Below are 24,762 nucleotides of genomic sequence, written 5' to 3'. Positions count from 1 at the left end.
ATGACGCACTCCAACACTCCGCAGCAGGTGGCCAAATCGGCCTCCGCCAAAAAAATGCTAATGGGCGATCTGATGCAAACCATCGGCATTTTGCCGATTTTGATTCTGATCGTGGCGGTATTTGGTTTTATCGCCCCCAACTTCTTTACCGAGAGTAATCTGCTGAATATTACCCGCCAGGCGTCGATCAACATCGTGCTGGCAGCGGGAATGACCTTCATTATTTTGACCGGCGGCATTGACCTCTCGGTGGGCTCGATTCTGGGTACCACCGCGGTAGCGGCGATGGTGGTCTCGCTAATCCCGGAGTTCGCCATGTTGTCGGTGCCGGCGGCGCTGATGCTCGGCATGGTGCTGGGGCTGTTTAACGGCGCGCTGGTGGCCTTCGCCGGACTGCCGCCCTTTATTGTCACCCTGGGTACCTATACCGCGCTGCGCGGAGCGGCCTATCTGCTGGCCGACGGTACGACGGTGATCAACTCCAATATCAACTTCGAATGGGTCGGCAATAACTATCTCGGCCCGGTGCCCTGGCTGGTGGTGATCGCGCTGGCGGTGATCGTCGTCTGCTGGTTTATTTTGCGCCGCACCACCCTGGGGGTACACATCTACGCAGTCGGCGGCAACATGCAGGCGGCGCGCTTAACCGGCATCAAGGTATGGATGGTGCTGTTGTTTGTCTACGGCATGAGCGGCCTGCTCTCTGGCCTGGGTGGCGTGATGAGCGCTTCCCGCCTCTACAGCGCCAACGGCAACCTGGGCACCGGCTATGAGCTGGACGCCATCGCGGCGGTGATCCTCGGCGGAACCAGCTTTGTGGGGGGCATTGGCACCATCACCGGCACTCTGGTGGGGGCGCTGATTATCGCCACGCTTAATAACGGCATGACCCTGATGGGGGTCTCTTATTTCTGGCAACTGGTGATCAAAGGGGCGGTGATCATCATTGCAGTGCTGATCGATAAATACCGTACCCGACACCATCAAAGTGCATAACAACAATACCCTACGAATCGAGGAAAAAAGTATGCGTTTAAAACCTCTTGTTACCGCGCTCTGTGCCGGCGCACTGCTTGCCGCAACGCCGTTTGTGCAGGCGAAAGAACTGAAGTCCATCGGCGTGACGGTAGGTGACCTCGCCAACCCGTTCTTTGTACAGATCACCAAAGGCGCCGAGCTGGAAGCGCGCAAACTGGCGGGGGATAACGTGAAAGTGACGCTGGTCTCCAGCGGCTACGACCTCGGTCAACAGGTGTCGCAGATTGATAACTTTATTGCGGCGAAGGTCGACATGATCATTCTCAACGCCGCAGATTCTAAGGGTATCGGCCCGGCGGTGAAGCGGGCGAAGGAGGCGGGCATTATTGTGGTCGCGGTTGACGTGGCGGCAGAAGGTGCCGACGCGACCATCACCTCCGATAACACCCAGGCGGGGGAGATGGCCTGCAAATACATTACTGATCGCCTGAAAGGCAAAGGCAATGTGGTGATCATCAACGGGCCGCCGGTCTCTGCGGTACAAAACCGCGTGGAAGGCTGCCAGACCGAGTTCAAGCGTCATCCGGATATCAAAGTGCTTTCCGATAACCAGAACGCCAAAGGGAGCCGCGAAGGCGGGCTGGAGGTGATGACCTCCCTGCTGGCGGCTAATCCGAAGATTGATGGGGTCTTCGCGATAAACGATCCTACGGCGATCGGCGCCGATCTGGCAGCAAAACAGGCACAGCGTAAGGAGTTCTTTATCGTGGGGGTGGATGGCAGCCCGGATGCGGAAGAGGCGCTGAAGCGGGAGAACTCGCTGTTCGTGGCAACCCCGGCGCAGGACCCGCAGGTGATGGCGGCCAAAGCGGTCGAGATTGGCTATGACATCCTGCAGGGCAAACCGGCACCAAAAGAGCCGGTGCTGATCCCGGTCACGATGATTGATAAGAACAGTGTGGGTAATTACAAAGGCTGGACGGTGAAGTAACCGTTGTGCGGCCTGTTTCCCCTCACCCTCTCCCGCCTGAAGGCCGCAGGAGCTTTCCTCCCTCTCCCTTGAGGGAGAGGGTCGGGGTGAGGGGGACAGCACATCATTCAAGGAGTCCCCATGAAACGCTCCGACATAAACGAAATCCTCGGCCACACGCGGCAATTTTTCTCTATGCACAATGTGCATTTACCCCCTTTCGCCAGCTTTCCCCCCACCCAGTGGCAACAGCTGGATCGCCACGCCTGGCGTGAAGTATTCGACCTGAAACTGGGCTGGGACGTGACGACCTTTGGCAGCAATAACTTTTACGCCCAGGGGCTGACGCTGTTTACCCTGCGCAACGGTTCACCCAACGGCGTGCCTTATGAGAAGTGCTACGCCGAAAAAATCATGCACGTCCGCGACGGGCAAGTTACCCCCATGCACTTCCACTGGCGAAAACGCGAAGACATCGTTAACCGCGGTGGGGGAAATTTAATTATCGAGCTGTGGAATGCGGACGGGCACGAAGAGACCGAAAACACCGACGTGACGGTGGTTATCGACGGCAACATCCAGACTCATGCACCGGGAAGTCAGCTACGCCTGACGCCTGGCGAGAGCATCTGCCTGACGCCGGGTTTGTATCACAGCTTCTGGGGCGAGCGCGGCTTTGGCGATGTGCTGGTTGGCGAGGTGTCATCGGTCAATGACGATGAACACGATAACCACTTTTTGCAGCCATTAGCCCGCTACAACCCTGTCGAAGAGGACGAGCCCGCCGTGCTGGTGCTGTGCAACGAGTACAACCTGTTTCGCCTGTAAGGAGTGAACCATGCCATTAATCTCTCTCGCCGACGGGCTGGCTCACGCCCGTGAGCATCGCTATGCCCTGGGGGCGTTTAACGTTCTCGACTCCCATTTCCTGCGGGCGCTGTTTGCCGCCGCCAGGCAAGAAAACTCCCCGTTTATCATCAACATCGCCGAAGTGCATTTTAAGTATCTCTCCCTCGACTCGCTGGTGGAAGCGGTAAGGTTCGAAGCTGCCCGACATGATATCCCCGTGGTACTTAACCTCGATCATGGCCTCCATTTTGAGGCGGTAGTGCGGGCATTGCGCTTAGGGTTCAGTTCGGTGATGTTCGACGGCTCCACCCTCAGCTACGAGGAGAATATTCGCCAGACCCGCGAAGTGGTGAAAATGTGCCATGCGGTTGGGGTGTCGGTAGAGGCCGAACTGGGGGCGGTGGGAGGCGATGAAGGGGGCGCGCTCTACGGTCATGCGGATGAAGCGTTCTTTACCGATCCGCGGCTCGCCCGTGATTTCGTCGATCAAACCGGTATCGATGCCCTGGCGGTGGCGATCGGCAATGCGCACGGCAAATACAAAGGTGAGCCGAAGCTGGATTTCGCCCGGCTCGACGCCATTCGCCAGCAGACCGGTCTGCCGCTGGTGCTGCATGGGGGTTCCGGCATTAGCGATGCGGATTTCCGCCGCGCCATCGAACTGGGTATTCATAAAATCAATTTCTATACCGGTATGTCGCAGGCGGCGTTGACCTCGGTAGAGCAGCGGATGGCCAACCGACAGCCGATTTATGACGAGTTCGCAGAGTTGCTGCTGGGCATTGAAGAGGCGATCGCCGACACCGTGGCTGAGCTGATGCGTATCTTCGGCAGCGCGGGGCAAGCCTGATGGAACGCAAGGGCATTATCGCCGCAGGCAATATGCTGGTGGATCATGTTCACCAGGTCGTCAACTGGCCAGAGCGCGGCTGGCTGGCAGAGATCACCCACAGCGAGCGCGCCACCGGAGGCGCTCCGCTCAACGTCCTGCTTACGCTGGCAAAAATGCACACAGGCCTGCCTTTGCAGGCGGTGGGGCTGATTGGCGAAGATAACGACGGCGATTACATTATGGCGATGCTCGACCAGTATCACGTCAACCGCCAGCGGGTAGAGCGTACCAGCTTTGCCCCCACATCCATGTCGCAGGTAATGACCGACCCCAGCGGCCAGCGCACCTTTTTCCACTCTCCCGGCGCCAATCGTCTGCTGGATCTTCCGGCCTTCGAGCGGCTGGACGACAGCCTGAAAATCTTTCACCTCGGTTATCTGTTGCTGCTGGATAGCCTGGACATGCCGGACGCGTCGTTCGGTACCCGCGGGGCTCGCCTGCTGGCACAAATGCGCGATCGGGGCTTCAAAACCTCCCTCGACCTGGTCTCCCGCAAGGGCGACCCACGCTATCAGCCGCTGGTGCGCCCTGCCCTGCGTCACGTTGATTATCTGGTCATTAACGAGCTGGAGGCGGGGGAGTTCAGCGGACTGGAGATGCGCGACAGCCAGGATACGCCCGATCTGGCCAATATCGCCCGGGCGGCCGCGCGGCTGCTGGCGGCAGGGGTCAACGAGCGGCTGGTAATTCACTGCCCGGAAGGCGCATGGGGGCAAGAGCCCGGTCAGGAGGGGCGCTGGATCCCCTCCTGGCGGCTGTCGCAAGCAGAGATCATCGGTAGCGTGGGGGCGGGCGACGCGTTTTGCGCCGGTTTTTTATACGGTTGCCATGAGTCGCGGCCGCTGGAGGAGAGTATCCTGCTGGCCCACGCCTGCGCTCGCGCCAGCCTGCTGGCGGCCAATGCTATCGACGGTGCGAAAACGTTGCCGGAGTTACAGCAGTTTATTGATGAGCATCGTCAGGCATTAAGCGGCGCGGTCGCCGTCCAGCACATCGGCTGAAAAGACATAGCCCAGCCCGCGGATGGTTTTAATGAGCAGCGGCTGATGTGGATTCACCTCAATTTTGCGCCGCAGACGCATAATCAGCACATCGATGGTGCGGTCAAACACGTCGGCGCTTTCGCTATGCGTCAGTTCCAGCAGCTGTTCACGGCTCAGCACCCGGCGGGCGTTTTGCGTCAGCGCCAGCAGCAGGCTGTACTCTCCCTGGGTAAGCGGCACTACGCTGCGCTGGGCGTCGCTCAGTTCGCAGCGTTGGGTATCCAGCGTCCAGCCGTTAAAGCTGATACCGCCGTGACGAACGGCGACCGGCTCGGCGGCCAGCGCCCCGGTACGACGTAACACCGCTTTGACCCGGGCCACCACCACCCGGGGATTGAAAGGCTTACCGATGTAGTCGTCGGCCCCCATCTCCAGCCCCACCACCACATCCGATTCGCTGCCTAAGCCGGTAAGCATGATGACCGGAAGCGCCGGACGCTGTTTTTGTAGCTGCTGTAAAACCTGCAACCCGTTGATGTCAGGCAACATCATATCCAGCAGCACCAGCGCGATGGAGGCGTCGCTCTGCGCCAGGCGCAGGGCTTCATGGCCGGTATGGCACACATGCACCGTAAAGACATGCTCGTTCAGCACATCCTGCAGCAGTTCGCACACGGCGGTATCGTCATCGACGACCAGGATCGCGGGTTTCATCGCACAGTTCCGTCAGGGAAGTCACTTTCAGTCTGGCCGATTCTGCCACTGGCTCCAGCCGTTTCGACTTTTGTGTATCGAAATTTCAGGCGACATCACATCCCGCAGGGGATTTTGTCGAATGACTGTTTTCTATCAGGGTATTGACCAGGGATCCGCCGTAAAGTCAGGGTATTTCCACAATAAAAATAGGTCTTATGGGCCTGCATAATAACCATGAATTCGATTATCTGGAGCGATACCGATGAAAAACGTCATCACGGTTTGCCCCTATTGCGCCTCCGGTTGCAAGTTAACGCTGGTGGTCGATAACGGCAAAATCGTTCGGGCCGAGCCCGCACAAGGTAAGACCAATCAAGGGACGTTGTGCCTGAAGGGCTACTACGGCTGGGACTTTATTAACGATACCGGGATCCTGACCCCGCGGTTAAAAACCCCCATGATCCGCCCTGTCCGCGGCGGTAAGCTCGTCGCCGTAAGCTGGGACGAGGCGCTGGACTATGTTGCCCGGCGCCTGAGCGCCATCAAAGAACAATACGGGCCGGATGCCATCCAGACGACGGGCTCGTCTCGCGGTACCGGGAATGAAACCAACTATGTGATGCAGAAATTTGCCCGCGCCGTTATTGGCACCAATAACGTCGACTGCTGCGCGCGCGTCTGACACGGCCCCTCGGTTGCAGGTCTGCACCAGTCGGTGGGTAACGGCGCCATGAGCAATGCCATCAATGAGATCGATAATACCGATCTGGTCTTTATTTTTGGCTACAACCCGGCCGATTCACACCCAATCGTGGCGAATCACATCATTCAGGCGAAACAGAACGGCGCGAAAATTATTGTCTGCGATCCCCGGCGGATAGAGACTGCCCGCATCGCCGACCTGCATATCGCGCTGAAAAATGGTTCGAATATCGCCCTGCTCAATGCTATCGGGCAGGTGATCATTACCGAGAAATTGTATGACGCGAGCTTTATCGCCGCACGAACGGAAGGTTTCGACGAATATCGAAACGTTGTCGAAAACTATTCGCCGGAGTCGGTAGAAGCCATCACCGGCGTCAGCGCCCGGGATATCCGTCAGGCCGCGCGGATGTATGCCGGGGCAAAAACCGCCACCCTGCTGTGGGGCATGGGAGTGACGCAGTTCTGGCAAGGCGTGGAGACTGTACGTGCCCTCACCAGCCTGGCGATGCTGACGGGCAATCTCGGCAAGGCGCACGTGGGCGTTAATCCGGTACGTGGGCAAAATAATGTTCAGGGGGCCTGCGATATGGGCGCCCTGCCGGATGTCTATCCGGGCTATCAGCCGGTAACCGTCGCGGCAAATCGCGAAAAATTTGCCCGGGCCTGGGGCGTTGAGCATCTGCCCGAGCGGCCCGGCTATCGGATAAGCGAGCTGCCGCATCGCGTTGCGCAGGGTGAGGTGCGGGCCGCGTACATCATGGGCGAAGACCCCCTACAAACTGATGCCGAACTGTCGGCGGTGCGTGAAGCTTTCGCGGCGCTGGATCTGGTCATTGTGCAGGATATCTTTATGACCAAAACGGCCGCCGCCGCCGACGTCATACTGCCGTCTACGTCCTGGGGCGAACATGAAGGGGTCTACACCGCAGCAGATCGGGGATTCCAGCGTTTTTTCAAGGCGGTGGAGCCCCAGTGGGATTTGAAAACGGACTGGCAGATCATCAGCGAGATCGCGACCCGAATGGGTTATCCCATGCACTATAACAACACGCAGCAGATCTGGGATGAACTGCGCTATCTCTGCCCCAACTTTACCGGCGCCACCTACGAAAAAATGGGCGAGCTGGGGTATATCCAGTGGCCGTGCCGGGATGAGTCCGCCCACGATCAAGGAACCTCCTGGCTCTTTGCCGAATCCTTCGATACCCCGAACGGGCTGGCACAGTTCTACACCTGCGACTGGTCGGCGCCGATAGATAAGCTGAGCGCTGCGTATCCGATGGTGCTCTCTACCGTACGCGAGGTAGGCCATTACTCCTGCCGCTCCATGACCGGTAACTGCGCCGCCCTCTCTGCCCTGGCGGATGAACCCGGCTATGTGCAGATCAATACCGCCGATGCCGCCCGGTTAGGCATTGAAGATGAGGCGCTGGTCTGGGTGCAATCGCGCAAAGGACGTGTAATGACCCGGGCGCAGGTCAGCGAACGGCCAAACCGAGGCGCGGTATATATGACCTATCAATGGTGGATTGGGGCCTGCAACGAACTGGTGACGGAAAACCTGAGCCCGATAACAAAAACGCCGGAATATAAATATTGTGCCGTAAGGGTTGAGCCGATTGCCGATCAGGCGGCGGCCGAACGCGATGTACAAGAGGAATATAAGCAGCTTAAAAACCGACTTCGTGAAAGCGCTGCGGGATAGTTTATTTATCCCGCTTTTATAATATTCACAGAAACTCATTTCTGTGAATATTATTATGCGGCCTTCCTTCCAGAAAAATGTAATTAACCCGTTATGTATTTACATCTTTGCTTTTTATTTCATACGAATAAGAATAACGGCGGGTGCTTAAGGCTTTCTGTCTTAAGCCGTGTTGAGAGACAGAAAGTGAAAAGCCCCGGTAATGTTTCCATTAACCGAGGCTACCTTCTCTCAACTCCCAACAAATTGAAGGTAGCCTCTTATTCTTTTATTTGCAAGGAGTAAAAGGCATGACGCCATTAAAGTATGTGTTGGGCATCCTGGTAATTATTTGCCTGACAATTGTGTTATTCACCTTTATTAATCGCGGTGCATTATGCGAACTCACAATAAAGAGTGGGCAACATGAAGTGGCGGCTAAATTAGCCTGCGGTGCAGGCTAACTTCAGCGGGCGGGGTTTCCCGCCCGATTGTGGGATGTTGTGCCTTAACGCACCCTTTTTTTTCTTCTCGTACCCCGCTTATACTGCGCGCAATCTCCTTAAAAGAAATGAACAGATGAAACATCTTCTCTACCTGCTGCTGCTCTCCTCTTCCCTGGCCTGCGCCGATGAGATTGGTAGCCAGTACCAGGCTCAGGCCGAGGCGGGCGACAGTCGCGCCCAGTATCTTCTTGCAGAGACCTGGTACAGCTCCGGTAACGATAAACAGGCTGAGGTGTGGGCCGAAAAAGCGGCCACCGGCGGCGATGTTGATGCCATGGCGCTGCTGTCGCAGATCAAGTTCAAGCACGGCGATTACCCGCAGGCAAAAGGGCTGGCCCAGCAGGCAATGCTGGCTGGCAGTATGCCCGGCACCGTGATGCTGGCGCGCCTGCTGGTCAATACCGAAGCCGGAACCCCCGACTATCCGCAGGCGCTTACCTTGCTGCAAAAAGCGGCAGCCAATACCGAAGATGACGCCGCCGTGGATGCCCAACTGCTGCTGGGGCTGATCTACGCGAACGGCGTGGAAGTGGCGCAGGATGATGTTCAGGCTGCAGATTGGTTTAAGCGCAGCTCTACCCTTTCGCGCACCGGTTATGCCGAGTACTGGGCAGGGAAGGTATTTCAGCAGGGAGAGAAAGGCTTTATCACGCCAAATAAACAGAAAGCGCTGTACTGGTTTAATCTGAGCTGTACTGAAGGGTTTGATACCGGCTGCGAAGAGTTTGAGGCGTTAAGCGGGGAGTAAATTCCGCCCTCGCAAGAGGGCGGAAGCGGCATTACCGATCGGCAGTCTTATCAAAACGGCCCAGCACCTCGCGTTCATACGCCAGCGCTTTTTTATGGTCGAATTTGTGTTCCCATTTAGAGATAACCAGTACCGCCAGAGCATTCCCCACCACGTTCAGCGCGGTACGCGCCATGTCGAGAATACGGTCAACACCGGCGATAAACGCCAGTCCTTCCAGCGGGATCCCCACGCTTCCCAGCGTGGCCAGCAACACCACAAAGGAGACGCCCGGCACGCCCGCGATCCCTTTCGAGGTCACCATCAGGGTCAGTACCAGCACGATTTCCTGCCACAGCGAGAGGTCGATACCGTACAGCTGGGCGATAAAGATCGCGGCAATACTCTGGTACAGCGTTGAGCCATCGAGATTAAAGGAGTAGCCGGTCGGCACCACGAAGCTGGTAATCGACGCCGGTGCGCCATAGGCTTCCATCTTCTCGATGATACGCGGCAGTACACTCTCGGAGCTGGCGGTAGAGTAGGCCAGAATCAGCTCATCTTTCAGGATACGAATCAAAATCCAGATGCTTAACCCGCACAGACGCGCCACGATGCCCAGCACCACCAGCGCGAAGAACAGGATGGCGAAGTGTACCAGGATCACCAGCTTCGCCAGCGGCCACAGGGAGGCAAAACCGAAGTTGGCCACGGTGACGGAGATCAGCGCGAACACCCCTACCGGCGCATAACGCATCACCATGTGGGTAACTTTGAACATGGTTTCGGAGATGGAGCGGAACACGGTGACCAGCGGCTCGCGGTGAGTAGAAGGCAGCGATGCCAGACCCAGGCCAAACAGGACGGAGAAGAAGATAATTGGCAGCATTTCGCCCTTCGCCATGGAGGCCACGATATTGGTGGGAACCAGCGCGAGGATCGTGCCCATCAGGCCATGGGAATGGCTTTGCACGTCGGCCGTTGTGCTTTGGTATTTCGAAATATCCACCGTTGCCAGCTGCGACATATCAATACCCGCACCAGGCTGGAATACGTTTGCCAGCGTGATGCCAAGAATGATAGCCACCGTAGTGATCACTTCGAAATAAAGGATGGTTTTTGCCCCGATACGTCCCAGCTGTTTCGCATCACCCACGCCCGCAATACCCACCACCAGCGTTGAGATAACAATTGGGACCACAATCATCTTTATCAGATGAATAAAGATATCGCCTGCCGGCGACAGCAAGTTGGCGATCAACCATTCGCGGCTGTCACTGTGATAATGCAGATAACTACCCAACAAGATACCCAGCACAAGGGCCAGCAAAATTTGCCAGGCCAGGCTGACTTTCAAATTTTTCATAAAAACAGACTTCCTCAATGAAGTGATCGGCCTCGCGAAAGCGTGAGGACGACACATACTGAAAGGGTATGAATTGTGTTGCGTTCATTTATGGGGTTTTTTAACGCGGCGTATCAGTATCATTTGCATGCCATGCTGCGCAAGCCTTTAAGAACGAGGCATTTGACTGACAAAATGCTTTATGACGCTAATTTCCACCAGTGATGATTAATAACCTTTTGTTATAAAAACGCTTTTTTATCCATAAATGTAAATAATTATTGAGGGCAATTATTTTAAGATAAAGTGTTATTCGGTCGTTTTTTGAACTCCTGAATTATTGCGTGATCTGTCGCCCAAATAGTAAACAAAGCTGGCAAAGCCCCTACTATTAACGTTTTTGCGACATATTATTAACATCTTACAAGGAGAAAAAAAGCCATGAGCCAAATCCACAAACACGACATTCCCGCAAACATTGCGGACCGCTGCCTGATCAATCCGGAGCAGTACAAGGAGAAGTACCAACAGTCTCTCTCCAGCCCTGAAATCTTTTGGGGTGAGCAGGGAAAAATCCTCGACTGGATGACCCCTTATCAGAAGGTAAAGAACACCTCCTTCGCGCCGGGTAACGTCTCGATTAAATGGTATGAAGACGGCACCCTGAACCTGGCCGCGAACTGTCTCGATCGCCATCTCGCCGAGCGCGGCGACCAGACGGCCATTATCTGGGAAGGCGACGACGCCTCGCAGAGCAAAAACATCACGTACCGCGAACTGCATCGCGACGTATGCCGCTTTGCCAACGTGCTGCTCTCTCAGGGCATCAAAAAAGGGGATGTGGTCGCTATCTATATGCCAATGGTACCCGAAGCTGCGGTTGCCATGCTGGCCTGCGCCCGCATCGGTGCCGTGCACTCCGTGATTTTTGGCGGCTTCTCGCCGGAAGCGGTTGCCGGCCGCATTATCGACTCCAGCTCAAAACTGGTGATCACCGCCGACGAGGGCGTACGTGCCGGCCGTACCATTCCGCTGAAAAAGAACGTCGATGACGCCCTGAAAAACCCGAACGTCACAAGCGTAAGCAACGTAGTGGTGTTCAAACGCACCGGTAGCAACATTGAGTGGCAGGCGGGCCGCGATCTCTGGTGGAGCGATCTGATTGAGCAGGCCAGCGACCAGCATCAGCCTGAGGAGATGAACGCGGAAGATCCGCTGTTTATCCTTTATACCTCTGGCTCCACCGGCAAGCCGAAAGGGGTACTGCATACCACCGGCGGCTACCTGGTGTATGCGGCGACCACCTTCAAATATGTCTTTGATTACCATCCGGGCGACATCTATTGGTGTACTGCTGACGTAGGCTGGGTCACCGGCCACAGCTATTTGCTGTATGGTCCGCTGGCCTGTGGCGCCACCACGCTGATGTTCGAAGGGGTGCCAAACTGGCCAACCCCGGCGCGCATGAGCCAGGTGGTGGATAAGCATAAAGTGAATATTCTCTACACCGCCCCTACCGCGATTCGTGCCCTGATGGCAGAAGGCGATAAAGCGATTGAAGGGACCGATCGCTCCTCCCTGCGTATCCTGGGCTCCGTGGGTGAACCCATCAACCCGGAAGCGTGGGAGTGGTACTGGAAGAAGATTGGTAATGAAAAATGCCCGGTTATCGACACCTGGTGGCAGACCGAAACCGGCGGTTTCATGATCACCCCGCTGCCGGGTGCGACCGAACTGAAAGCGGGTTCTGCCACGCGTCCTTTCTTTGGCGTCCAGCCTGCGCTGGTGGATAACGAAGGTAATGCGCTGGAGGGGGCTACCGAGGGCAACCTGGTGATCACCGACTCCTGGCCAGGCCAGGCGCGTACGCTGTTTGGCGATCATGACCGCTTCGAGCAGACCTACTTCTCTACCTTTAAAAATATGTATTTCAGCGGTGACGGTGCCCGTCGCGATGAAGATGGTTACTACTGGATCACCGGCCGCGTGGATGACGTGCTGAACGTCTCTGGCCACCGTCTGGGTACCGCTGAAATCGAATCGGCGCTGGTGTCGCATCCGAAGATCGCGGAAGCCGCTGTCGTCGGCATCCCCCACAATATTAAAGGCCAGGCGATTTATGCCTATGTCACGTTAAATCATGGCGAAGAGCCAACGCCGGAGCTCTATGCCGAGGTGCGCAACTGGGTACGTAAAGAGATAGGCCCGCTTGCCACGCCGGATGTGCTGCACTGGACAGACTCCCTGCCGAAAACCCGTTCCGGCAAGATTATGCGCCGTATTCTGCGCAAAATCGCCGCAGGCGATACCAGTAATCTTGGCGATACCTCAACGCTCGCGGATCCTGGCGTGGTGGAAAAACTGCTCGAAGAGAAGCAGGCCATCGCAATGCCTTCATAATTTTCTCCCTCTCCCCGTGGGAGAGGGGCGGTCTGATGCCCTCACCCTAACCCTCTCCCTCAGGGAGAGGGAACAAAAACAAACCAACCTTACCTTTGGAGACTCTGTGATGAATGACCATATTTGTCAGCAGATAGAGAATAGTGCGCACTACAGGGAGCTCGTGGAAAAACGGCAACGGTTTGCCTTCATGCTGTCCATCATTATGCTGATTATCTATGTCGGCTTTATTCTGCTGATTGCGTTCGCGCCGCACTGGCTCGGCACGCCACTGCATGCGGGCACCAGCGTCACGCGCGGGATCCCGATTGGCATTGGTGTGATTGTGATTTCGTTTGTGCTGACGGGCGTCTATGTCTGGCGCGCTAACGGCGAATTTGATCGTCTGAACAAGGCCGTACTGCGCGAGGTAAAAGCATCATGAAGAGAGTTCTGACGGCGCTCGCCGCCACCCTTCCCTTTGCGGCAAACGCTGCGGATGCCATTACCGGTGCGGTTGAACGCCAGCCCACCAACTGGCAAGCCATTGTGATGTTCCTTCTTTTTGTGGTGTTTACGCTCTACATCACTTACTGGGCATCAAAACGCGTTCGCTCCCGTAACGACTACTACACCGCAGGCGGTAACATTACCGGCTTCCAGAACGGGCTGGCGATTGCCGGTGACTTTATGTCTGCCGCCTCCTTCCTCGGGATCTCCGCGCTGGTGTACACCTCCGGCTACGACGGGCTGATTTACTCTCTCGGCTTCCTGGTCGGCTGGCCGATTATTCTGTTCCTGATCGCCGAGCGTCTGCGTAACCTCGGGCGTTATACCTTTGCCGACGTGGCATCCTATCGTCTGAAGCAAGGTCCTATCCGCACGCTTTCCGCCTGCGGCTCGCTGGTGGTGGTCGCCCTTTACCTCATTGCCCAGATGGTGGGTGCCGGTAAGCTTATCCAGCTGCTGTTCGGCCTCAACTACCACATTGCCGTGGTGCTGGTGGGCGTACTGATGGTGATGTATGTACTGTTTGGCGGCATGCTCGCCACCACCTGGGTTCAGATCATCAAAGCCGTGCTGCTGTTGTTTGGTGCCAGCTTTATGGCCTTTATGGTGATGAAGCACGTTGGATTTAGCTTCAATAACCTGTTTACCGAAGCGATGGCAGTCCACCCGAAAGGGGAAGCGATCATGAGCCCCGGCGGGCTGGTGAAAGATCCGATATCCGCCCTGTCGTTAGGGCTGGGGCTGATGTTTGGTACCGCAGGCCTGCCGCACATCCTGATGCGTTTCTTCACCGTGAGCGATGCACGTGAAGCGCGTAAGAGCGTCTTCTACGCCACCGGCTTTATGGGTTACTTCTACATCCTGACCTTTATCATCGGTTTTGGTGCGATCATGCTGGTGGGGGCGAACCCGGCCTTCAAAGACGCAGCGGGCGCGCTGATTGGCGGCAACAACATGGCGGCGGTGCACCTGGCCGATGCCGTGGGCGGTAACTTGTTCCTCGGCTTTATCTCTGCCGTGGCCTTCGCCACCATTCTGGCGGTGGTCGCCGGCCTGACGCTGGCGGGCGCATCTGCGGTTTCTCACGACCTGTATGCCAACGTCTGGCGTAAAGGGGCGAGCGAGCGCGATGAGCTGAAAGTGTCCAAAATCACGGTACTGGTGCTGGGGGTGGTCGCCATCCTGCTGGGGATCCTGTTTGAAAACCAGAACATCGCCTTCATGGTCGGCCTGGCCTTCTCCATCGCAGCGAGCTGTAACTTCCCTATCATTCTGCTCTCCATGTACTGGTCAAAACTGACGACGCGTGGCGCGATGATTGGCGGCTGGCTTGGCCTGCTGACGGCGGTGATCCTGATGATCCTCGGCCCGACCATCTGGGTACAGATCCTCGGACATGAAAGCGCGATCTTCCCGTATGAATATCCGGCGCTCTTCTCTATCGCGGTGGCCTTCATCGGTATCTGGGTCTTCTCTGCCACTGACAACTCAGCGGAAGGGAATCTTGAGCGCGAGAAATTCCGCGCCCAGTTTATCCGTTCACAAACCGGTCTCGGCGTTGAGCAGGGCCGCGCACACTAAAATGGCTCCCCGGCCTCTGGTCGGGGATCACAGTTTTCCCCTCTTCAGGTGACGTTAATCACGTCACCAAAACAAAAAAAGCCGACCCACTTCACAGGCTTTATCTCTGTTTCGTAAAGGCCATCACACTTTTCCCGTTTTTACCTCAAACCCCCCCTTTCCCTCTGCGGCCAGTACAGACAACCCTGGCCACAGTTTTTATGCTTTAACGCAAGCTTTCGGCAAATTGCGTGAGACGCGCCGGGCTAAGCAGGAGCGGCAGGAACAGCGGCCCGCCGGCGGGAGGATGCGCCAGCCAGTGCGCCAGCGTTTCGGCGTATTCGTGCAGATGTTGTTGGTGTCGCTGCAGGGTCGTCGCGGGCAGGCTGTTTGCACCGTAATGGTCAAGCCACAGCACATCGGTGACAGCCGCCGCCACGCGGGAGAACATCTGGCTGTAGATTTCTGCGCTACGCCAGGCGGCCAGCAGGATCTCCAGGGTGTCGTTCGGGCAGGCGATACGCGGCATCAACTCACGCAGGTTTTGCACCGTGCGCGACGCGAGGAAGCAGGCGGCCTCTTTTTCCAGCGCGACCCGCTCTCGCTGCTCTTTGCCAAGCGCGGGATCGTCGGCCGGCATCAGCGGTTGCCAGGCATGCAGCCAGTTGGCACTACGGGTGTCCATATGCAGCAGTTGTTGCGCCTGGGCCACGCTCTCCGGGATTTGGCTTTGATAGTGCAGTCGCCGCCCAAGGAAGTTTGGCGTCTTACAGAGCCAGTCGTAGCTGGCATGCAAAATGGCCGCGAACTGATGCTTTTCCTGCAGGGAGCGAAAACCGAGCTGCTGTTGCTCTGCCCAGCGCTCAAACGGCGTGGTCCGTGCGGCATCGTCCTGCTGGTTTGCGGCAGACAGACCGAAGAGATTGATGGCGTTAGCCGAGTCCATCACCCGGCTATCCGGCAGCCACTGCCAGCTCACCCGTGAGGTAATGGCTTCGATTTCGTTTTCAGCCGCGCTTAGCGCCCAGCTCAGGCGCCCACTGATCTCATCGGCCAGATAGCAAGGCAGCGCGGTCCAGCCATATCCGGTGCCGAAAAGATCGTATTCGATCCACTTTTTATGCCCCGGCAGCGTGGCGATGTGGGGATGGTTGGCAAAACCGGGGTGGTAATCCAGCTCCGTGGCTTTAATCGAGGCGCGTACATCGTCTGATAAACGGGCCAGGATGCCGGACAGCTGCTGTCGCGGCCAGCTGTCATCAATGAAATCACGCAAGATCAGTTTCTTGCCCTGCCCGCGCAGTAGGCTCCAGACATCATGCAGGCTCTGCTGCCAGCGGGTGGTCTGAAAATCGGGGGTGGTGAGGCTAAGAATCAGGCCGCTGAGATGGGGCAAAGAGGCTAATAACGGATGCAGAATTGACGCATAGAAAGGGTGCCAGAAATCGGGCGTGCTTTTTTCATCAAAGCTCAGTTCAGGAAATTTACGCTTAATAATGTCGTCGTTCGGCGCGGCCTCTCCCTGAAGCCAGAACGTTAAATTATTTTCCGCCAGGTAACGATCGACACGTTTTAAATATTGCAGCGCGTAATTTTGCTGATGAATTAAGTTCTCGACGTTAAGTTTCGCGCTTAACGGCGAGGGCGTCGCAAGAAGAGAGAGCAGTTCCTGTTGGTGCAGGATGATGCCGGTGAAACCATGCTGCTTTGCGCTTGCCACTCCCTGAATAAACCAGGGCCAGTGCCAAATAAAGGTGCTATTCAGCTCCATCAATTGATGTGGAATACGTTTCATTGCGCCACCTTGCTGATATTTATTTTCTTATCTTAATCGAGGATGCCATGAAAAAATATGCGCTGGTCGGAACGGGAGGTCGTGCGGGTTTATATATCTCTGCCATTGGGGGAGCCTGGCGTGAAAATGCCAGGATGGTCGCGTTTTGCGATACCAACCAGACGCGCATGGACTATGCGAACCAGTTACTCCAGAACGAAGGGGCCGCGCCGGTCTCTACCTGGAAAGCGGAGCAGTTTGAAGAGATGATCCGCGAAACCCGCCCGGACAGCATCATCGTGACCACAATGGACCGCACCCACGATGACTATATCGTTCGCGCCCTGCACGCCGGGTGCGATGTGATCACCGAAAAGCCGATGACCATCGATGAGAAACGTGCGCTGCGCATTCTTGATGCCATTGAGGAGACGGGCCGCAGCGTACGCGTGGCCTTTAACTACCGCTATGCGCCGCACCACAGCAAAGTGCGTGAACTGCTGATGCAGGGGGTGATTGGCAAGGTCACCTCCGTTCACTTCGAATGGCTGCTTAACACCGAACACGGCGCGGATTATTTCCGTCGCTGGCACCGCGAAAAGCGCAACAGCGGTGGCCTGCTGGTGCATAAATCCACCCACCACTTCGACCTGATGAACTTCTGGCTGGGCAGCTATCCGGAGCGGGTCTACGCCGAAGGTAGCCTGCAGTTCTACGGTAAAGAGAACGCAGAAAAACGCGGCGTGACCCGGTTCTATCCCCGCGCCCACGGCTTCGCCGAAGCGAAAGACGATCCGTTCGCGCTGCATATGGCAGATAACGCCCAGCTTAAAGCGCTCTATCTGGATGCCGAACATGAAGATAACTACTTCCGCGATCAGAGCGTATTCAGTTATGGCATCACCATCGAAGACACTATGTCGGTGCTGGTGAAGTATCAGAATCAGGTCCAGCTTACCTATTCACTGAACGCCTATCTGCCCTGGGAAGGGCTCAACGTGGTCTTCAACGGCACCGAAGGTCGTCTGGAGATGAAAATCATTGAGAAATCTTACGTTAACGCCGGGGGTAAACGCGAAAACGAGGGGAGCCTGGAGCAGTGCGACATCACCGTCTTCCCGATGTTCGCCGAGCCGTGGAAGGCAGAATTCAGCCTGGGCGAAGGGGGGCACGGCGGCGGCGATAACGCCATGCTGGCCGATCTGTTTGGCGAGCCGGGCAACGATCCCCTGCAGCGTGCAGCCGATCACCGCGCCGGGGCGATGTCTATCCTCACCGGCATTGCGGGCAATCTCTCTATGCAGCTGCAGCGACCGGTGAACTTTACGGAGTTTGAGCTGGTCTCTCGTCTCACTAAATCTTAAGTGCTTTTCAACGGCGCGGCAGGACGCTGCGCCGAAACTGCTGGTCAGTATTGTGCAGTTACTCACCTGTTTAATAACAATAATGCTGCCTCTGTCCCGGAGACAAAAATGAATAAACTCGTATCAGGTGTCATCGCATCGCTGTTATTTTCCTGTACTTCCACCTGGGCGCAACAGCCCGTTGAATTACGTATGTCCTGGTGGGGGGGCAACAGTCGCCATCAGGCCACGCTGAAGGCGCTGGAAGCCTTCGAGAAAACCTATCCCCATATCCACGTGAAGGCCGAATACACCGGCTGGGACGGGCACCTCGCGCGCCTGACCACGCAAATGGCCAGCGGCACCGAACCGGACGTCATGCAAACCAACTGGCCGTGGCTAAGTATCTTTTCTAAAAACGGCGAAGGGTATTACGACCTCTATAAACTCAAAGATACGCTGGATTTAGGTCAGTATTCCGCCAACGATCTCGCCTCCACCACGATGAAAGGCAAACTTAACGGCTTGCCTATCTCAGTCAACGCGCCGGTCTTTTACTACAACGACGTCACCTGGCAAAAGGCCGGGCTGGCTTATCCCAAAGACTGGGATGCGTTTTTTGCCGCCGGAAAAGTGTTCCAGCAAAAATTGGGCAATAACGCCTATCCCTACGCGATGGTGGATCAGGATGTCATCTTGCTGCTGAATACCTGGATGATGCAGAAGTATCAAAAACCGATGTTTAACCGCGACGGGTCGTTCGGCTGGGACGATGCCCAGTGGGCGGAAGCGTTTAGCTTTTTGAAGCGCTTAAGTGACGAGCATGTCCTGCCCTCGCCAAAAACACTCTCCGCCTACGGCAAGGGGAATCTCTATGAGATGAAGCCCTGGATCAACGGCGAATGGGGCGGCCTGTTTACCTGGAATATCACGATCCGGATGTTTGCCAACAACATGACGCCACCGGCGAAGCTGGTGCTGGGAGATTACGTGATGCAGCCTGGCGCAAAAGAGTCTGGCGCTTACTTTAAAACGGCGCAGATGCTGTCGGTGGCGAAATCCACAAAACATCCGAAAGAGGCCGCTTTACTGATCAATTTCTTGCTCAACGATCCGCAGTCGGTAGAAGCACTGGGGCTGGAGCGCGGTATTCCGCTGAACAAATCGGCAGAAACGCTGCTCACCGGGAAGGGGATTATCGACCCGAACGATCCGGTGATTGCCGGTTTGCGCCAGGCCCAGGCGCTGCACACCACAGTAGTCGCCACTCCGTATATTGAGGATTTACAAATCATCGATCAGTTCACCTCGGCGCGTGAAAAGCTAGACCAGGGCCAGCTCACGCCTGCCCAGGTTGCGGCCGAGTTTCGCCAGCAGGTTGAACGCATTGTGCGCCGTCTGAATCGCTAATCCATTAGGCCGCTGGCAACGGCGGCCTAAAACATCACCCACGCCACCAGCGGCGCAATCAGTACCATCACTACGCCAGAGAGCATCATCACCAGACTGGCGACCACCCCCTCCTGCTGACCCAGCTCATAGGATCGGGCGGTGCCCGCCCCGTGGGAGGCGGCACCGAAGCCGGCCCCTTTCGCCATCCCCTCGCGGATGGAGAGGCGTAAAAACAGCATATCGCCTACCGCCATGCCAAACACCCCAGTGACGACAACAAACAGCGCCACCAGATCGGGCTGTCCGCCAAGCGGTTTCGCCGCGGCCAGAGCAAAAGGGGTCGTGACCGAGCGCACCGCGAGGCTACGCTGGATCTCGTCAGAGAGCGTGAACAGCCGCGCCAGCCAGACTGAACTGGTGACGGCCACCACCGTCGCGGTGATGACGCCCGCGGTGAGCGACATCCAGTGGCGCTTAATCACCGCCAGGTTGTCGTAAACCGGTACCGCAAACGCAATGGTCGCCGGCCCAAGCAGCCACAGCAGCCAGTGCGATTCGCCAATATAGTTTTGCCAGGAGATATGGCCCAGGATCAGCATCAACACCAGCAGGATCGGCGTGAAGACCAGCGGCATTAGCGGCAATTTATGAAAGCGGCGATAGAGGCGTTTATTGGCGAAATAGATCACCAGCGTAATCACCAGACAGAAGAGGCTTATCTGAAAATTACTCATCTTTCAACCTGCTGATCTCAAAGCGATAGACCCTGTCTACCACCCACGCGGTGGCGCCCAATACCATCAGCGTACTGAGGGCAATCACCGCAAAGATACGCCAGCCGTCCACCATCAGCAACTGGGCATAATTCACCACCGCCACCACCGCAGGGACAAAGAAGAGCAGCATCTCCGCCAGCAGCCAGCGGGCCCCCGCGCGTACCCACTTCAGGGGGATAATGCGACAGAGGATCAGGGCCAACATCAGTAACATGCCCACCAGGTTGGCAGGCAGCGGCAGATGCAGCCAGTTCACCAGATACTCCGCAAAAACGAACAGCGCGGCATACAGCAGTACCTGTAAGGGCACCTGGAGTCGTTGCACAACGGCAGGCGTAACACGACTTAACGCCACGGCCATGGCTTATTCCTCAAAATGAGACGGAGCGCCAGTATAGTGAGCACACCTAATCCACTGAAATGAATTAAAATCATCGAATGTATAGTTTCGAGGAATAGTTATGGACATCAGAACGCTGCGCTATTTTGTCGAAGTGGTACGCCAGCAGAGTTTTACTCGCGCAGCGGAGAAGTTGTTTGTCACCCAACCCACCATCAGCAAGATGCTGAAAAACCTCGAAGATGAACTCAACTGTAATTTGCTCATTCGCGACGGACGCAAGCTGCTGCTCACTGATACCGGCCGGGTGGTGTTCGAACGTGGGCTGGCGATTCTGGCCGAGTTTCGGCAACTCGAAGCTGAACTCAGTGATATCAACCACCTGAACAAAGGCTTACTGCGTCTGGGCATTCCGCCGATGGTCGGGATGATGATGGCCGGGCCCATCAGCCTGTTCCGTCAGCGCTATCCGGGCGTGGAGCTTAAAATCGCCGAGTTTGGCGGGCTAACCGTGCAACAGGCGGTGATTAACGGCGAGCTGGATCTGGCGATGACCGCCCTCCCCGTTGAAGAGGAGAGCGGCCTCGCGACCCTGCCGCTGTTCAGCCACCCGCTGTGCGTACTGGTGCCACGCTCGGGTGACTGGCTCAAGATTGACAAGGTTAAACCCGAGCTGCTGGCCGGGCATCCACTGCTCATTTATAACGAAGACTTCGCCCTTAGCCGCCAGTTAATGCAGCTCTTTAATCAACACGACGTGAAGCCCCGCATTGCCGTGCGCAGCGGGCAGTGGGATTTTCTGGCCGCCATGGTGCAGGCCGGGGTAGGCATTGCGATTCTGCCGCAGCCCATCTGCGAGCGGCTGGACAAAAATACGCTGCGCTGGATCCCGCTGGAGAGCGATCTCCACTGGCAGTTGGGGATGATTTGGCGTGAAGGGGTCTATTTATCCCACAGCGCACGGGCGTGGCTGCAGTGTTGCGAAGGATTCTGGAGCCCCTCACCCTGAACGGATGAGGGGCAAAAGACTACGGGTTCTCAACCAGCAGCGCTTCCAGCAAATCGAGGTCGTGGAGCATCTTTTGCAGCGTTTCGTTACTGATCTCGCGCGTGGCGCGCAGGTGGTACAGCTCAGCACGCTCTGAACGCAGCGCCGCCAGACGGAATCGACGTTCCAGTCTCTCTTCCTGCATTGAACTCTCTACATCGTTACGGCCATCGGCGCGGCGACGCAGATTACCAATGACGCGAGAACTCACCTCGGTGAGCAGTTGAGTATCAATATTCTCTTCGGTATCTGCCGCCAGGCGCTCTTCCATCTTCTGGATCGCCACGATAGCGACCTCGGCGATGGCCGCACGGGCAATACGCTCTTCTTTGTGCTGCTGAACGTGGTCAGCCACCTCCATGTGCTGCAGCAGAATAGGCAGCATCACCACGCCGACAAACAGCGAGAACAGAATTACCCCAGCCGCCAGGAACACCAGCTCATAACGCGCCGGGAAGACATCGCCGGTGGGCAGCAGCAGCGGAATAGAGAGCACACCGGCGAGGGTGATCGCCCCACGTACTCCGGCGAAGGTCGAAATCAGCAGTTCGCGCGTGGTCCAGGAACCGAACTCCATCGGTTTTTTATTCAGGAAACGCACGCTAAACCGTTTCATGGTCCACAGCCAGCCAAAACGTACCAGCATCAGCGCGGCGTAGATCAGCACGATATCGGTAAAGAGCATCCATGTTTCGACGTTAGGGTCCGCCTCTGCCGCCACCAGCGAGGATTCAAGAATGCCCGGCAGCTGTAGACCCAGCAGCAGAAAGACCATGCCGTTAAAGACAAATTCCAGCATCGACCAGGTGCTGTTAGCACGCAGACGCATCGCCAGCGGCGCCCGGCGCATCACGCCGGCGCGGGTGATGGTCATCCCCGCCGCCACGGCCGCCAGGATGCCCGACACGCCTATGTGTTCGGCAATCAGGTATGAGGCGAATGGCAGCAGGAACAACAGCACAATCTGCGTTGCCGGCTCATCCCCGCCCCAGCGGCTGAGGAAGCCCAGTGAACGGCCATAAAGCCAGCTGACCACGAAGCCCGCCAAAATACCGCCAATCGCCACCTTGAGGAACTCCATGGTCGCGCCGCCGACGGTAAAGATCATGGTGCCCATCGCTACGGCGACGGCAAATTTCAGCGCCACCAGGCCAGAGGCGTCGTTCATCAGCGCCTCGCCCTGCAAAATGCCCATGATTTTCTTTGGAATTCGCCCTTCTCCGACGATCCCTGACAGGGCCACGGCATCGGTGGGTGAGAGCACGGCCGCCAGCGCGAAGGCCGGAATCAGCGGAATACCGGGTACTACCCAGTAAATCAGGAAGCCAATACCCACGACGGTGACCACCACCAGCGCCAGCGCCAGGCCTAAAATCTCGCGACCGTGTTCCAGGAACTCACGGGTCGGGGTTTTCCAGCCGTCGGCAAAGAGCAGCGGCGGGATAAAGAGAACCAGAAACAGCTCAGGATCGAACTCGACGTGCAGCCCAAACGTGGGCCACGCCAGCAGCGCACCGATTGCGATTTGCATCAGCGGCAGCGGTAACTGGAAGGGTAATACGCGGGTTATTACCCCGGAAAGTGAGACCACAAGGGTCATGATCAATATGGTGAAGAAAATTTCCATGCGTTCCCTGTTTGCGATGTGTCTGTTTTAGTCAATCGTAAGGCGTCGTGCCTTAAGTCTATCTTCTTCAGAGTAACGCAATTGACAACGCGATGGGGTCCGAAAATAAAAAACGGGCGGCCTGAGCCACCCGTTTTAGCAAGAAAGATCAAATTAGATGGCCCAGCCACCCGCGTAGAAGGTCACCAGCGCCACGGCGATCACCACGGTACCGATGTTCAGCTTACGCCACTCTCCCGAGACCAGACGGCCAATCACCAGCGAGGCGAAACCGATCATGATGCCGGTCACGATGTTGCAGGTCAGCACGATGAAGACGGCAGTAATCAGCCCCGCCATGGCATCCACGAAATCGGCAAAGTCGATTTTCGCGACGTTGCTCAGCATCAGCAGACCTACATACATCAGCGCTGGCGCCGTTGCGTAAGCCGGTACCAGGTAAGAGAGCGGAGAGAGGAACAGGATCAGCAGGAAGAGCACGCCCACGGTAATGGCCGTCAGACCGGTTTTACCGCCCGCCGCCGTACCCGCTGCGGATTCGATATAAACCGCCGCCGGAGCCGCCCCCACCAGGCCTGAGAAGACGCTGCTCAGGGAGTCGGTGGTCAGCGCCTTGCCGCCATCGATAATCTGACCGTCTTTATCCAGCAAGTTAGCCTGGCCCGCTACGGCACGGATGGTACCGGTGGCATCAAACACAGCGGTCATGACCAGCGCCAGCACGCTTGGCAGGATCACCGGATTCAGCGCGCCCACAATATCCAGGCTACCAATCAGGGAGTTACCTTTGTCATCACTCAGGGATGGCATAGCGAAAATACCGGAGAAGTGCACCGTCGGGTCGAAAATCAGCCCCACGATGGAGATACCGATAATGGTCAGCAGAATGCCGCCCGGCACTTTCAGTTTTTCCAGACCAATGATCACCGCCAGGCCAATAAGGGACATGATCACCGGGAAGCTGGCGAAGTGGCCCAGCGCAACCGGCAGGCCGTCCAGTGGGTTCTTGATTACCAGACCCACGCCGTTCGCGGCGATGAGCAGCAGGAACAGGCCGATACCGATACCGGTGCCGTGCGCCACGCCCTGCGGCAGATTGCGCAAGATCCAGCTACGAATACCGGTGGCGGAGATGACCGTAAAGAGCACCCCCATCAGGAACACGGCCCCCAGAGCTACGGGGACGCTAATCTGCTGTCCCAGTACCAGGCTGAACGCGGTAAAGGCGGTCAGTGAAATGGCGCAGCCAATCGCCAGCGGCAGATTGGCCCACAGCCCCATCACAATGGAGCCAACGCCCGCAACCAGACAGGTCGCCACGAAGACCGCCGCCGGCGGGAAGCCCGCTTTGCCCAGCATACCCGGTACCACGATGACGGAATAAACCATCGCGAGGAAGGTCGTCAGACCGGCCAGAACCTCCTGACGCACGGTGCTGCCGCGAGCAGAAATTTTAAACATGGCGTCAAGCGAACCGCCATTACGCGCAGATGGCGTAGACATAGAAAACATCCCCTGAAGATTTTTTTATCGTTCGTTGTTAAGCGTGGTGGACACTCCACTGCCAGCGAAACGTCATATCCTTGTGCTGCGTTTGCGACGAAAAAGGGGCGTCACAAAAAAAGCAAACGTTTAGCTCCGCGCTTAAAAACGGGTGGTGAAATTAAGGCAAACGATT

The 24,762-nt window shown here is 56.8% G+C and carries 21 protein-coding genes; 14 read left to right on the top strand and 7 right to left on the bottom strand.

All coding sequences use genetic code 11. The features are described 5' to 3' along the window. The 5 genes from B3B59_RS05325 to B3B59_RS05305 all read left to right on the top strand — a co-directional run bounded on the left by B3B59_RS05325 (position 1) and on the right by B3B59_RS05305 (position 4,690). The gene (locus B3B59_RS05325; RefSeq protein WP_286808302.1) at positions 1-996 is read left to right on the top strand and encodes an ABC transporter permease subunit; all 996 of its coding nucleotides are present in this window, start codon (positions 1-3) and stop codon (positions 994-996) included. A gap of 31 nt (positions 997-1,027) precedes the next feature. After that, positions 1,028-1,969 (top strand): ABC transporter substrate-binding protein, encoded by a 942-nt coding sequence (locus B3B59_RS05320; protein ID WP_046885513.1) that lies wholly within the window; start codon positions 1,028-1,030, stop codon positions 1,967-1,969. A 120-nt stretch (positions 1,970-2,089) separates the two neighbouring features. Beyond that, the gene (locus B3B59_RS05315) at positions 2,090-2,776 is read left to right on the top strand and encodes a D-lyxose/D-mannose family sugar isomerase (RefSeq protein WP_046885514.1); all 687 of its coding nucleotides are present in this window, start codon (positions 2,090-2,092) and stop codon (positions 2,774-2,776) included. Positions 2,777-2,786: 10 nt separating this feature from the next. Further along, positions 2,787-3,647 (top strand): ketose 1,6-bisphosphate aldolase, encoded by an 861-nt coding sequence (locus tag B3B59_RS05310; RefSeq protein ID WP_233803221.1) that lies wholly within the window; start codon positions 2,787-2,789, stop codon positions 3,645-3,647. Next, positions 3,647-4,690, top strand: a complete 1,044-nt coding sequence (locus B3B59_RS05305; protein WP_046885516.1) for a carbohydrate kinase family protein — start codon at positions 3,647-3,649, stop codon at positions 4,688-4,690. The genes B3B59_RS05310 and B3B59_RS05305 overlap by 1 nt, the downstream gene beginning before the upstream one ends. On the opposite strand, the gene B3B59_RS05300 is transcribed toward B3B59_RS05305, so the two are convergent. Further along, the gene (locus B3B59_RS05300; RefSeq protein WP_040077577.1) at positions 4,655-5,386 is read right to left on the bottom strand and encodes a response regulator; all 732 of its coding nucleotides are present in this window, start codon (positions 5,384-5,386) and stop codon (positions 4,655-4,657) included. The two genes, B3B59_RS05305 and B3B59_RS05300, sit on opposite strands and share 36 nt — an antisense overlap. Before the next feature lie 244 nt (positions 5,387-5,630). Between B3B59_RS05300 and fdhF the strand changes: the two genes are divergently transcribed. The 3 genes from fdhF (at position 5,631) to B3B59_RS05285 (ending at position 9,011) form a co-directional block, all read left to right on the top strand. Further along, positions 5,631-7,778, top strand: a complete 2,148-nt coding sequence (gene fdhF / locus B3B59_RS05295) for a formate dehydrogenase subunit alpha (RefSeq protein ID WP_286808301.1) — start codon at positions 5,631-5,633, stop codon at positions 7,776-7,778. Between the two features lie 290 nt (positions 7,779-8,068). Then, positions 8,069-8,221, top strand: a complete 153-nt coding sequence (locus B3B59_RS05290) for a Hok/Gef family protein (RefSeq protein WP_046885518.1) — start codon at positions 8,069-8,071, stop codon at positions 8,219-8,221. Between the two features lie 115 nt (positions 8,222-8,336). Then, positions 8,337-9,011 (top strand): tetratricopeptide repeat protein, encoded by a 675-nt coding sequence (locus B3B59_RS05285; RefSeq protein WP_046885519.1) that lies wholly within the window; start codon positions 8,337-8,339, stop codon positions 9,009-9,011. Between the two features lie 31 nt (positions 9,012-9,042). On the opposite strand, the gene gltP is transcribed toward B3B59_RS05285, so the two are convergent. After that, complete coding sequence (gene gltP, locus B3B59_RS05280; protein WP_046885520.1) at positions 9,043-10,356, bottom strand: glutamate/aspartate:proton symporter GltP; 1,314 nt, start codon at positions 10,354-10,356, stop codon at positions 9,043-9,045. Between the two features lie 420 nt (positions 10,357-10,776). Between gltP and acs the strand changes: the two genes are divergently transcribed. From acs to actP, 3 genes are all read left to right on the top strand, one after another. Then, positions 10,777-12,735 (top strand): acetate--CoA ligase, encoded by a 1,959-nt coding sequence (gene acs, locus B3B59_RS05275; protein WP_286808298.1) that lies wholly within the window; start codon positions 10,777-10,779, stop codon positions 12,733-12,735. A gap of 109 nt (positions 12,736-12,844) precedes the next feature. Next, positions 12,845-13,159 carry a DUF485 domain-containing protein gene (locus B3B59_RS05270; RefSeq protein WP_046885522.1) on the top strand — a complete coding sequence of 105 codons (315 nt, stop codon included), beginning with the start codon at positions 12,845-12,847 and terminating at the stop codon, positions 13,157-13,159. Further along, entirely contained in the window at positions 13,156-14,805 is a 1,650-nt protein-coding gene (gene actP, locus B3B59_RS05265) for a cation/acetate symporter ActP (RefSeq protein WP_046885523.1), read from the top strand. The genes B3B59_RS05270 and actP overlap by 4 nt, the downstream gene beginning before the upstream one ends. Positions 14,806-15,010: 205 nt before the next feature. Here the strand turns inward: actP and B3B59_RS05260 are convergent, their stop codons facing one another. Beyond that, positions 15,011-16,579, bottom strand: coding sequence for a hypothetical protein (locus B3B59_RS05260; protein WP_286808295.1), 1,569 nt, complete (start codon positions 16,577-16,579; stop codon positions 15,011-15,013). A 47-nt stretch (positions 16,580-16,626) separates the two neighbouring features. Here B3B59_RS05260 and B3B59_RS05255 point away from each other — a divergent pair, with 47 nt between their 5' ends. Together B3B59_RS05255 and B3B59_RS05250 are read left to right on the top strand one after the other, a co-directional pair. Next, the gene (locus B3B59_RS05255; RefSeq protein ID WP_286808293.1) at positions 16,627-17,922 is read left to right on the top strand and encodes a Gfo/Idh/MocA family protein; all 1,296 of its coding nucleotides are present in this window, start codon (positions 16,627-16,629) and stop codon (positions 17,920-17,922) included. A 108-nt stretch (positions 17,923-18,030) separates the two neighbouring features. Continuing rightward, positions 18,031-19,311 carry an ABC transporter substrate-binding protein gene (locus B3B59_RS05250; protein ID WP_286808291.1) on the top strand — a complete coding sequence of 427 codons (1,281 nt, stop codon included), beginning with the start codon at positions 18,031-18,033 and terminating at the stop codon, positions 19,309-19,311. A 26-nt stretch (positions 19,312-19,337) separates the two neighbouring features. Here the strand turns inward: B3B59_RS05250 and B3B59_RS05245 are convergent, their stop codons facing one another. Together B3B59_RS05245 and B3B59_RS05240 are read right to left on the bottom strand one after the other, a co-directional pair. Then, positions 19,338-20,027: an LrgB family protein gene (locus tag B3B59_RS05245; protein ID WP_046885526.1), complete on the bottom strand. Its 690-nt coding sequence runs from the start codon at positions 20,025-20,027 to the stop codon at positions 19,338-19,340. Continuing rightward, on the bottom strand, positions 20,020-20,430 hold the full coding sequence (locus B3B59_RS05240; protein WP_286808289.1) for a CidA/LrgA family protein: 411 nt from the start codon (positions 20,428-20,430) through the stop codon (positions 20,020-20,022). Before B3B59_RS05240 ends, B3B59_RS05245 begins: the two co-directional genes overlap by 8 nt. Before the next feature lie 100 nt (positions 20,431-20,530). Between B3B59_RS05240 and B3B59_RS05235 the strand changes: the two genes are divergently transcribed. Continuing rightward, positions 20,531-21,418, top strand: coding sequence for a LysR family transcriptional regulator (locus tag B3B59_RS05235; RefSeq protein WP_046885528.1), 888 nt, complete (start codon positions 20,531-20,533; stop codon positions 21,416-21,418). A 19-nt stretch (positions 21,419-21,437) separates the two neighbouring features. Here the strand turns inward: B3B59_RS05235 and B3B59_RS05230 are convergent, their stop codons facing one another. Both B3B59_RS05230 and ghxP read right to left on the bottom strand, forming a co-directional pair. Next, positions 21,438-23,084, bottom strand: coding sequence for a Na+/H+ antiporter (locus tag B3B59_RS05230; RefSeq protein WP_046885529.1), 1,647 nt, complete (start codon positions 23,082-23,084; stop codon positions 21,438-21,440). Between the two features lie 153 nt (positions 23,085-23,237). Continuing rightward, positions 23,238-24,587: a guanine/hypoxanthine transporter GhxP gene (gene ghxP / locus B3B59_RS05225; RefSeq protein WP_040077592.1), complete on the bottom strand. Its 1,350-nt coding sequence runs from the start codon at positions 24,585-24,587 to the stop codon at positions 23,238-23,240. Positions 24,588-24,762 lie beyond the last annotated feature (175 nt).

Source organism: Leclercia sp. UBA2479, assembly GCF_002341985.1.
In the GTDB taxonomy this organism is placed as follows: Bacteria; Pseudomonadota; Gammaproteobacteria; order Enterobacterales; family Enterobacteriaceae; genus Enterobacter; species Enterobacter pneumoniae.
The sequence above is the reverse complement of the archived record's forward strand: the minus strand, read 5'-3'. Positions and strand labels throughout refer to the sequence as shown.

What these genes read in the sequence shown, in the direction of transcription:
- B3B59_RS05325 (WP_286808302.1), top strand. Translation starts at nt 1, where the DNA reads ATGACGCACTCCAACACTCCGCAGCAGGTGGCCAAATCGGCCTCCGCC.
- B3B59_RS05320 (WP_046885513.1), top strand. Translation starts at nt 1,028, where the DNA reads ATGCGTTTAAAACCTCTTGTTACCGCGCTCTGTGCCGGCGCACTGCTT.
- B3B59_RS05315 (WP_046885514.1), top strand. Translation starts at nt 2,090, where the DNA reads ATGAAACGCTCCGACATAAACGAAATCCTCGGCCACACGCGGCAATTT.
- B3B59_RS05310 (WP_233803221.1), top strand. Translation starts at nt 2,787, where the DNA reads ATGCCATTAATCTCTCTCGCCGACGGGCTGGCTCACGCCCGTGAGCAT.
- B3B59_RS05305 (WP_046885516.1), top strand. Translation starts at nt 3,647, where the DNA reads ATGGAACGCAAGGGCATTATCGCCGCAGGCAATATGCTGGTGGATCAT.
- B3B59_RS05300 (WP_040077577.1), bottom strand. Translation starts at nt 5,386, where the DNA reads ATGAAACCCGCGATCCTGGTCGTCGATGACGATACCGCCGTGTGCGAA.
- B3B59_RS05290 (WP_046885518.1), top strand. Translation starts at nt 8,069, where the DNA reads ATGACGCCATTAAAGTATGTGTTGGGCATCCTGGTAATTATTTGCCTG.
- B3B59_RS05285 (WP_046885519.1), top strand. Translation starts at nt 8,337, where the DNA reads ATGAAACATCTTCTCTACCTGCTGCTGCTCTCCTCTTCCCTGGCCTGC.
- gltP (WP_046885520.1), bottom strand. Translation starts at nt 10,356, where the DNA reads ATGAAAAATTTGAAAGTCAGCCTGGCCTGGCAAATTTTGCTGGCCCTT.
- acs (WP_286808298.1), top strand. Translation starts at nt 10,777, where the DNA reads ATGAGCCAAATCCACAAACACGACATTCCCGCAAACATTGCGGACCGC.
- B3B59_RS05270 (WP_046885522.1), top strand. Translation starts at nt 12,845, where the DNA reads ATGAATGACCATATTTGTCAGCAGATAGAGAATAGTGCGCACTACAGG.
- actP (WP_046885523.1), top strand. Translation starts at nt 13,156, where the DNA reads ATGAAGAGAGTTCTGACGGCGCTCGCCGCCACCCTTCCCTTTGCGGCA.
- B3B59_RS05260 (WP_286808295.1), bottom strand. Translation starts at nt 16,579, where the DNA reads ATGAAACGTATTCCACATCAATTGATGGAGCTGAATAGCACCTTTATT.
- B3B59_RS05255 (WP_286808293.1), top strand. Translation starts at nt 16,627, where the DNA reads ATGAAAAAATATGCGCTGGTCGGAACGGGAGGTCGTGCGGGTTTATAT.
- B3B59_RS05250 (WP_286808291.1), top strand. Translation starts at nt 18,031, where the DNA reads ATGAATAAACTCGTATCAGGTGTCATCGCATCGCTGTTATTTTCCTGT.
- B3B59_RS05245 (WP_046885526.1), bottom strand. Translation starts at nt 20,027, where the DNA reads ATGAGTAATTTTCAGATAAGCCTCTTCTGTCTGGTGATTACGCTGGTG.
- B3B59_RS05240 (WP_286808289.1), bottom strand. Translation starts at nt 20,430, where the DNA reads ATGGCCGTGGCGTTAAGTCGTGTTACGCCTGCCGTTGTGCAACGACTC.
- B3B59_RS05235 (WP_046885528.1), top strand. Translation starts at nt 20,531, where the DNA reads ATGGACATCAGAACGCTGCGCTATTTTGTCGAAGTGGTACGCCAGCAG.
- B3B59_RS05230 (WP_046885529.1), bottom strand. Translation starts at nt 23,084, where the DNA reads ATGGAAATTTTCTTCACCATATTGATCATGACCCTTGTGGTCTCACTT.
- ghxP (WP_040077592.1), bottom strand. Translation starts at nt 24,587, where the DNA reads ATGTCTACGCCATCTGCGCGTAATGGCGGTTCGCTTGACGCCATGTTT.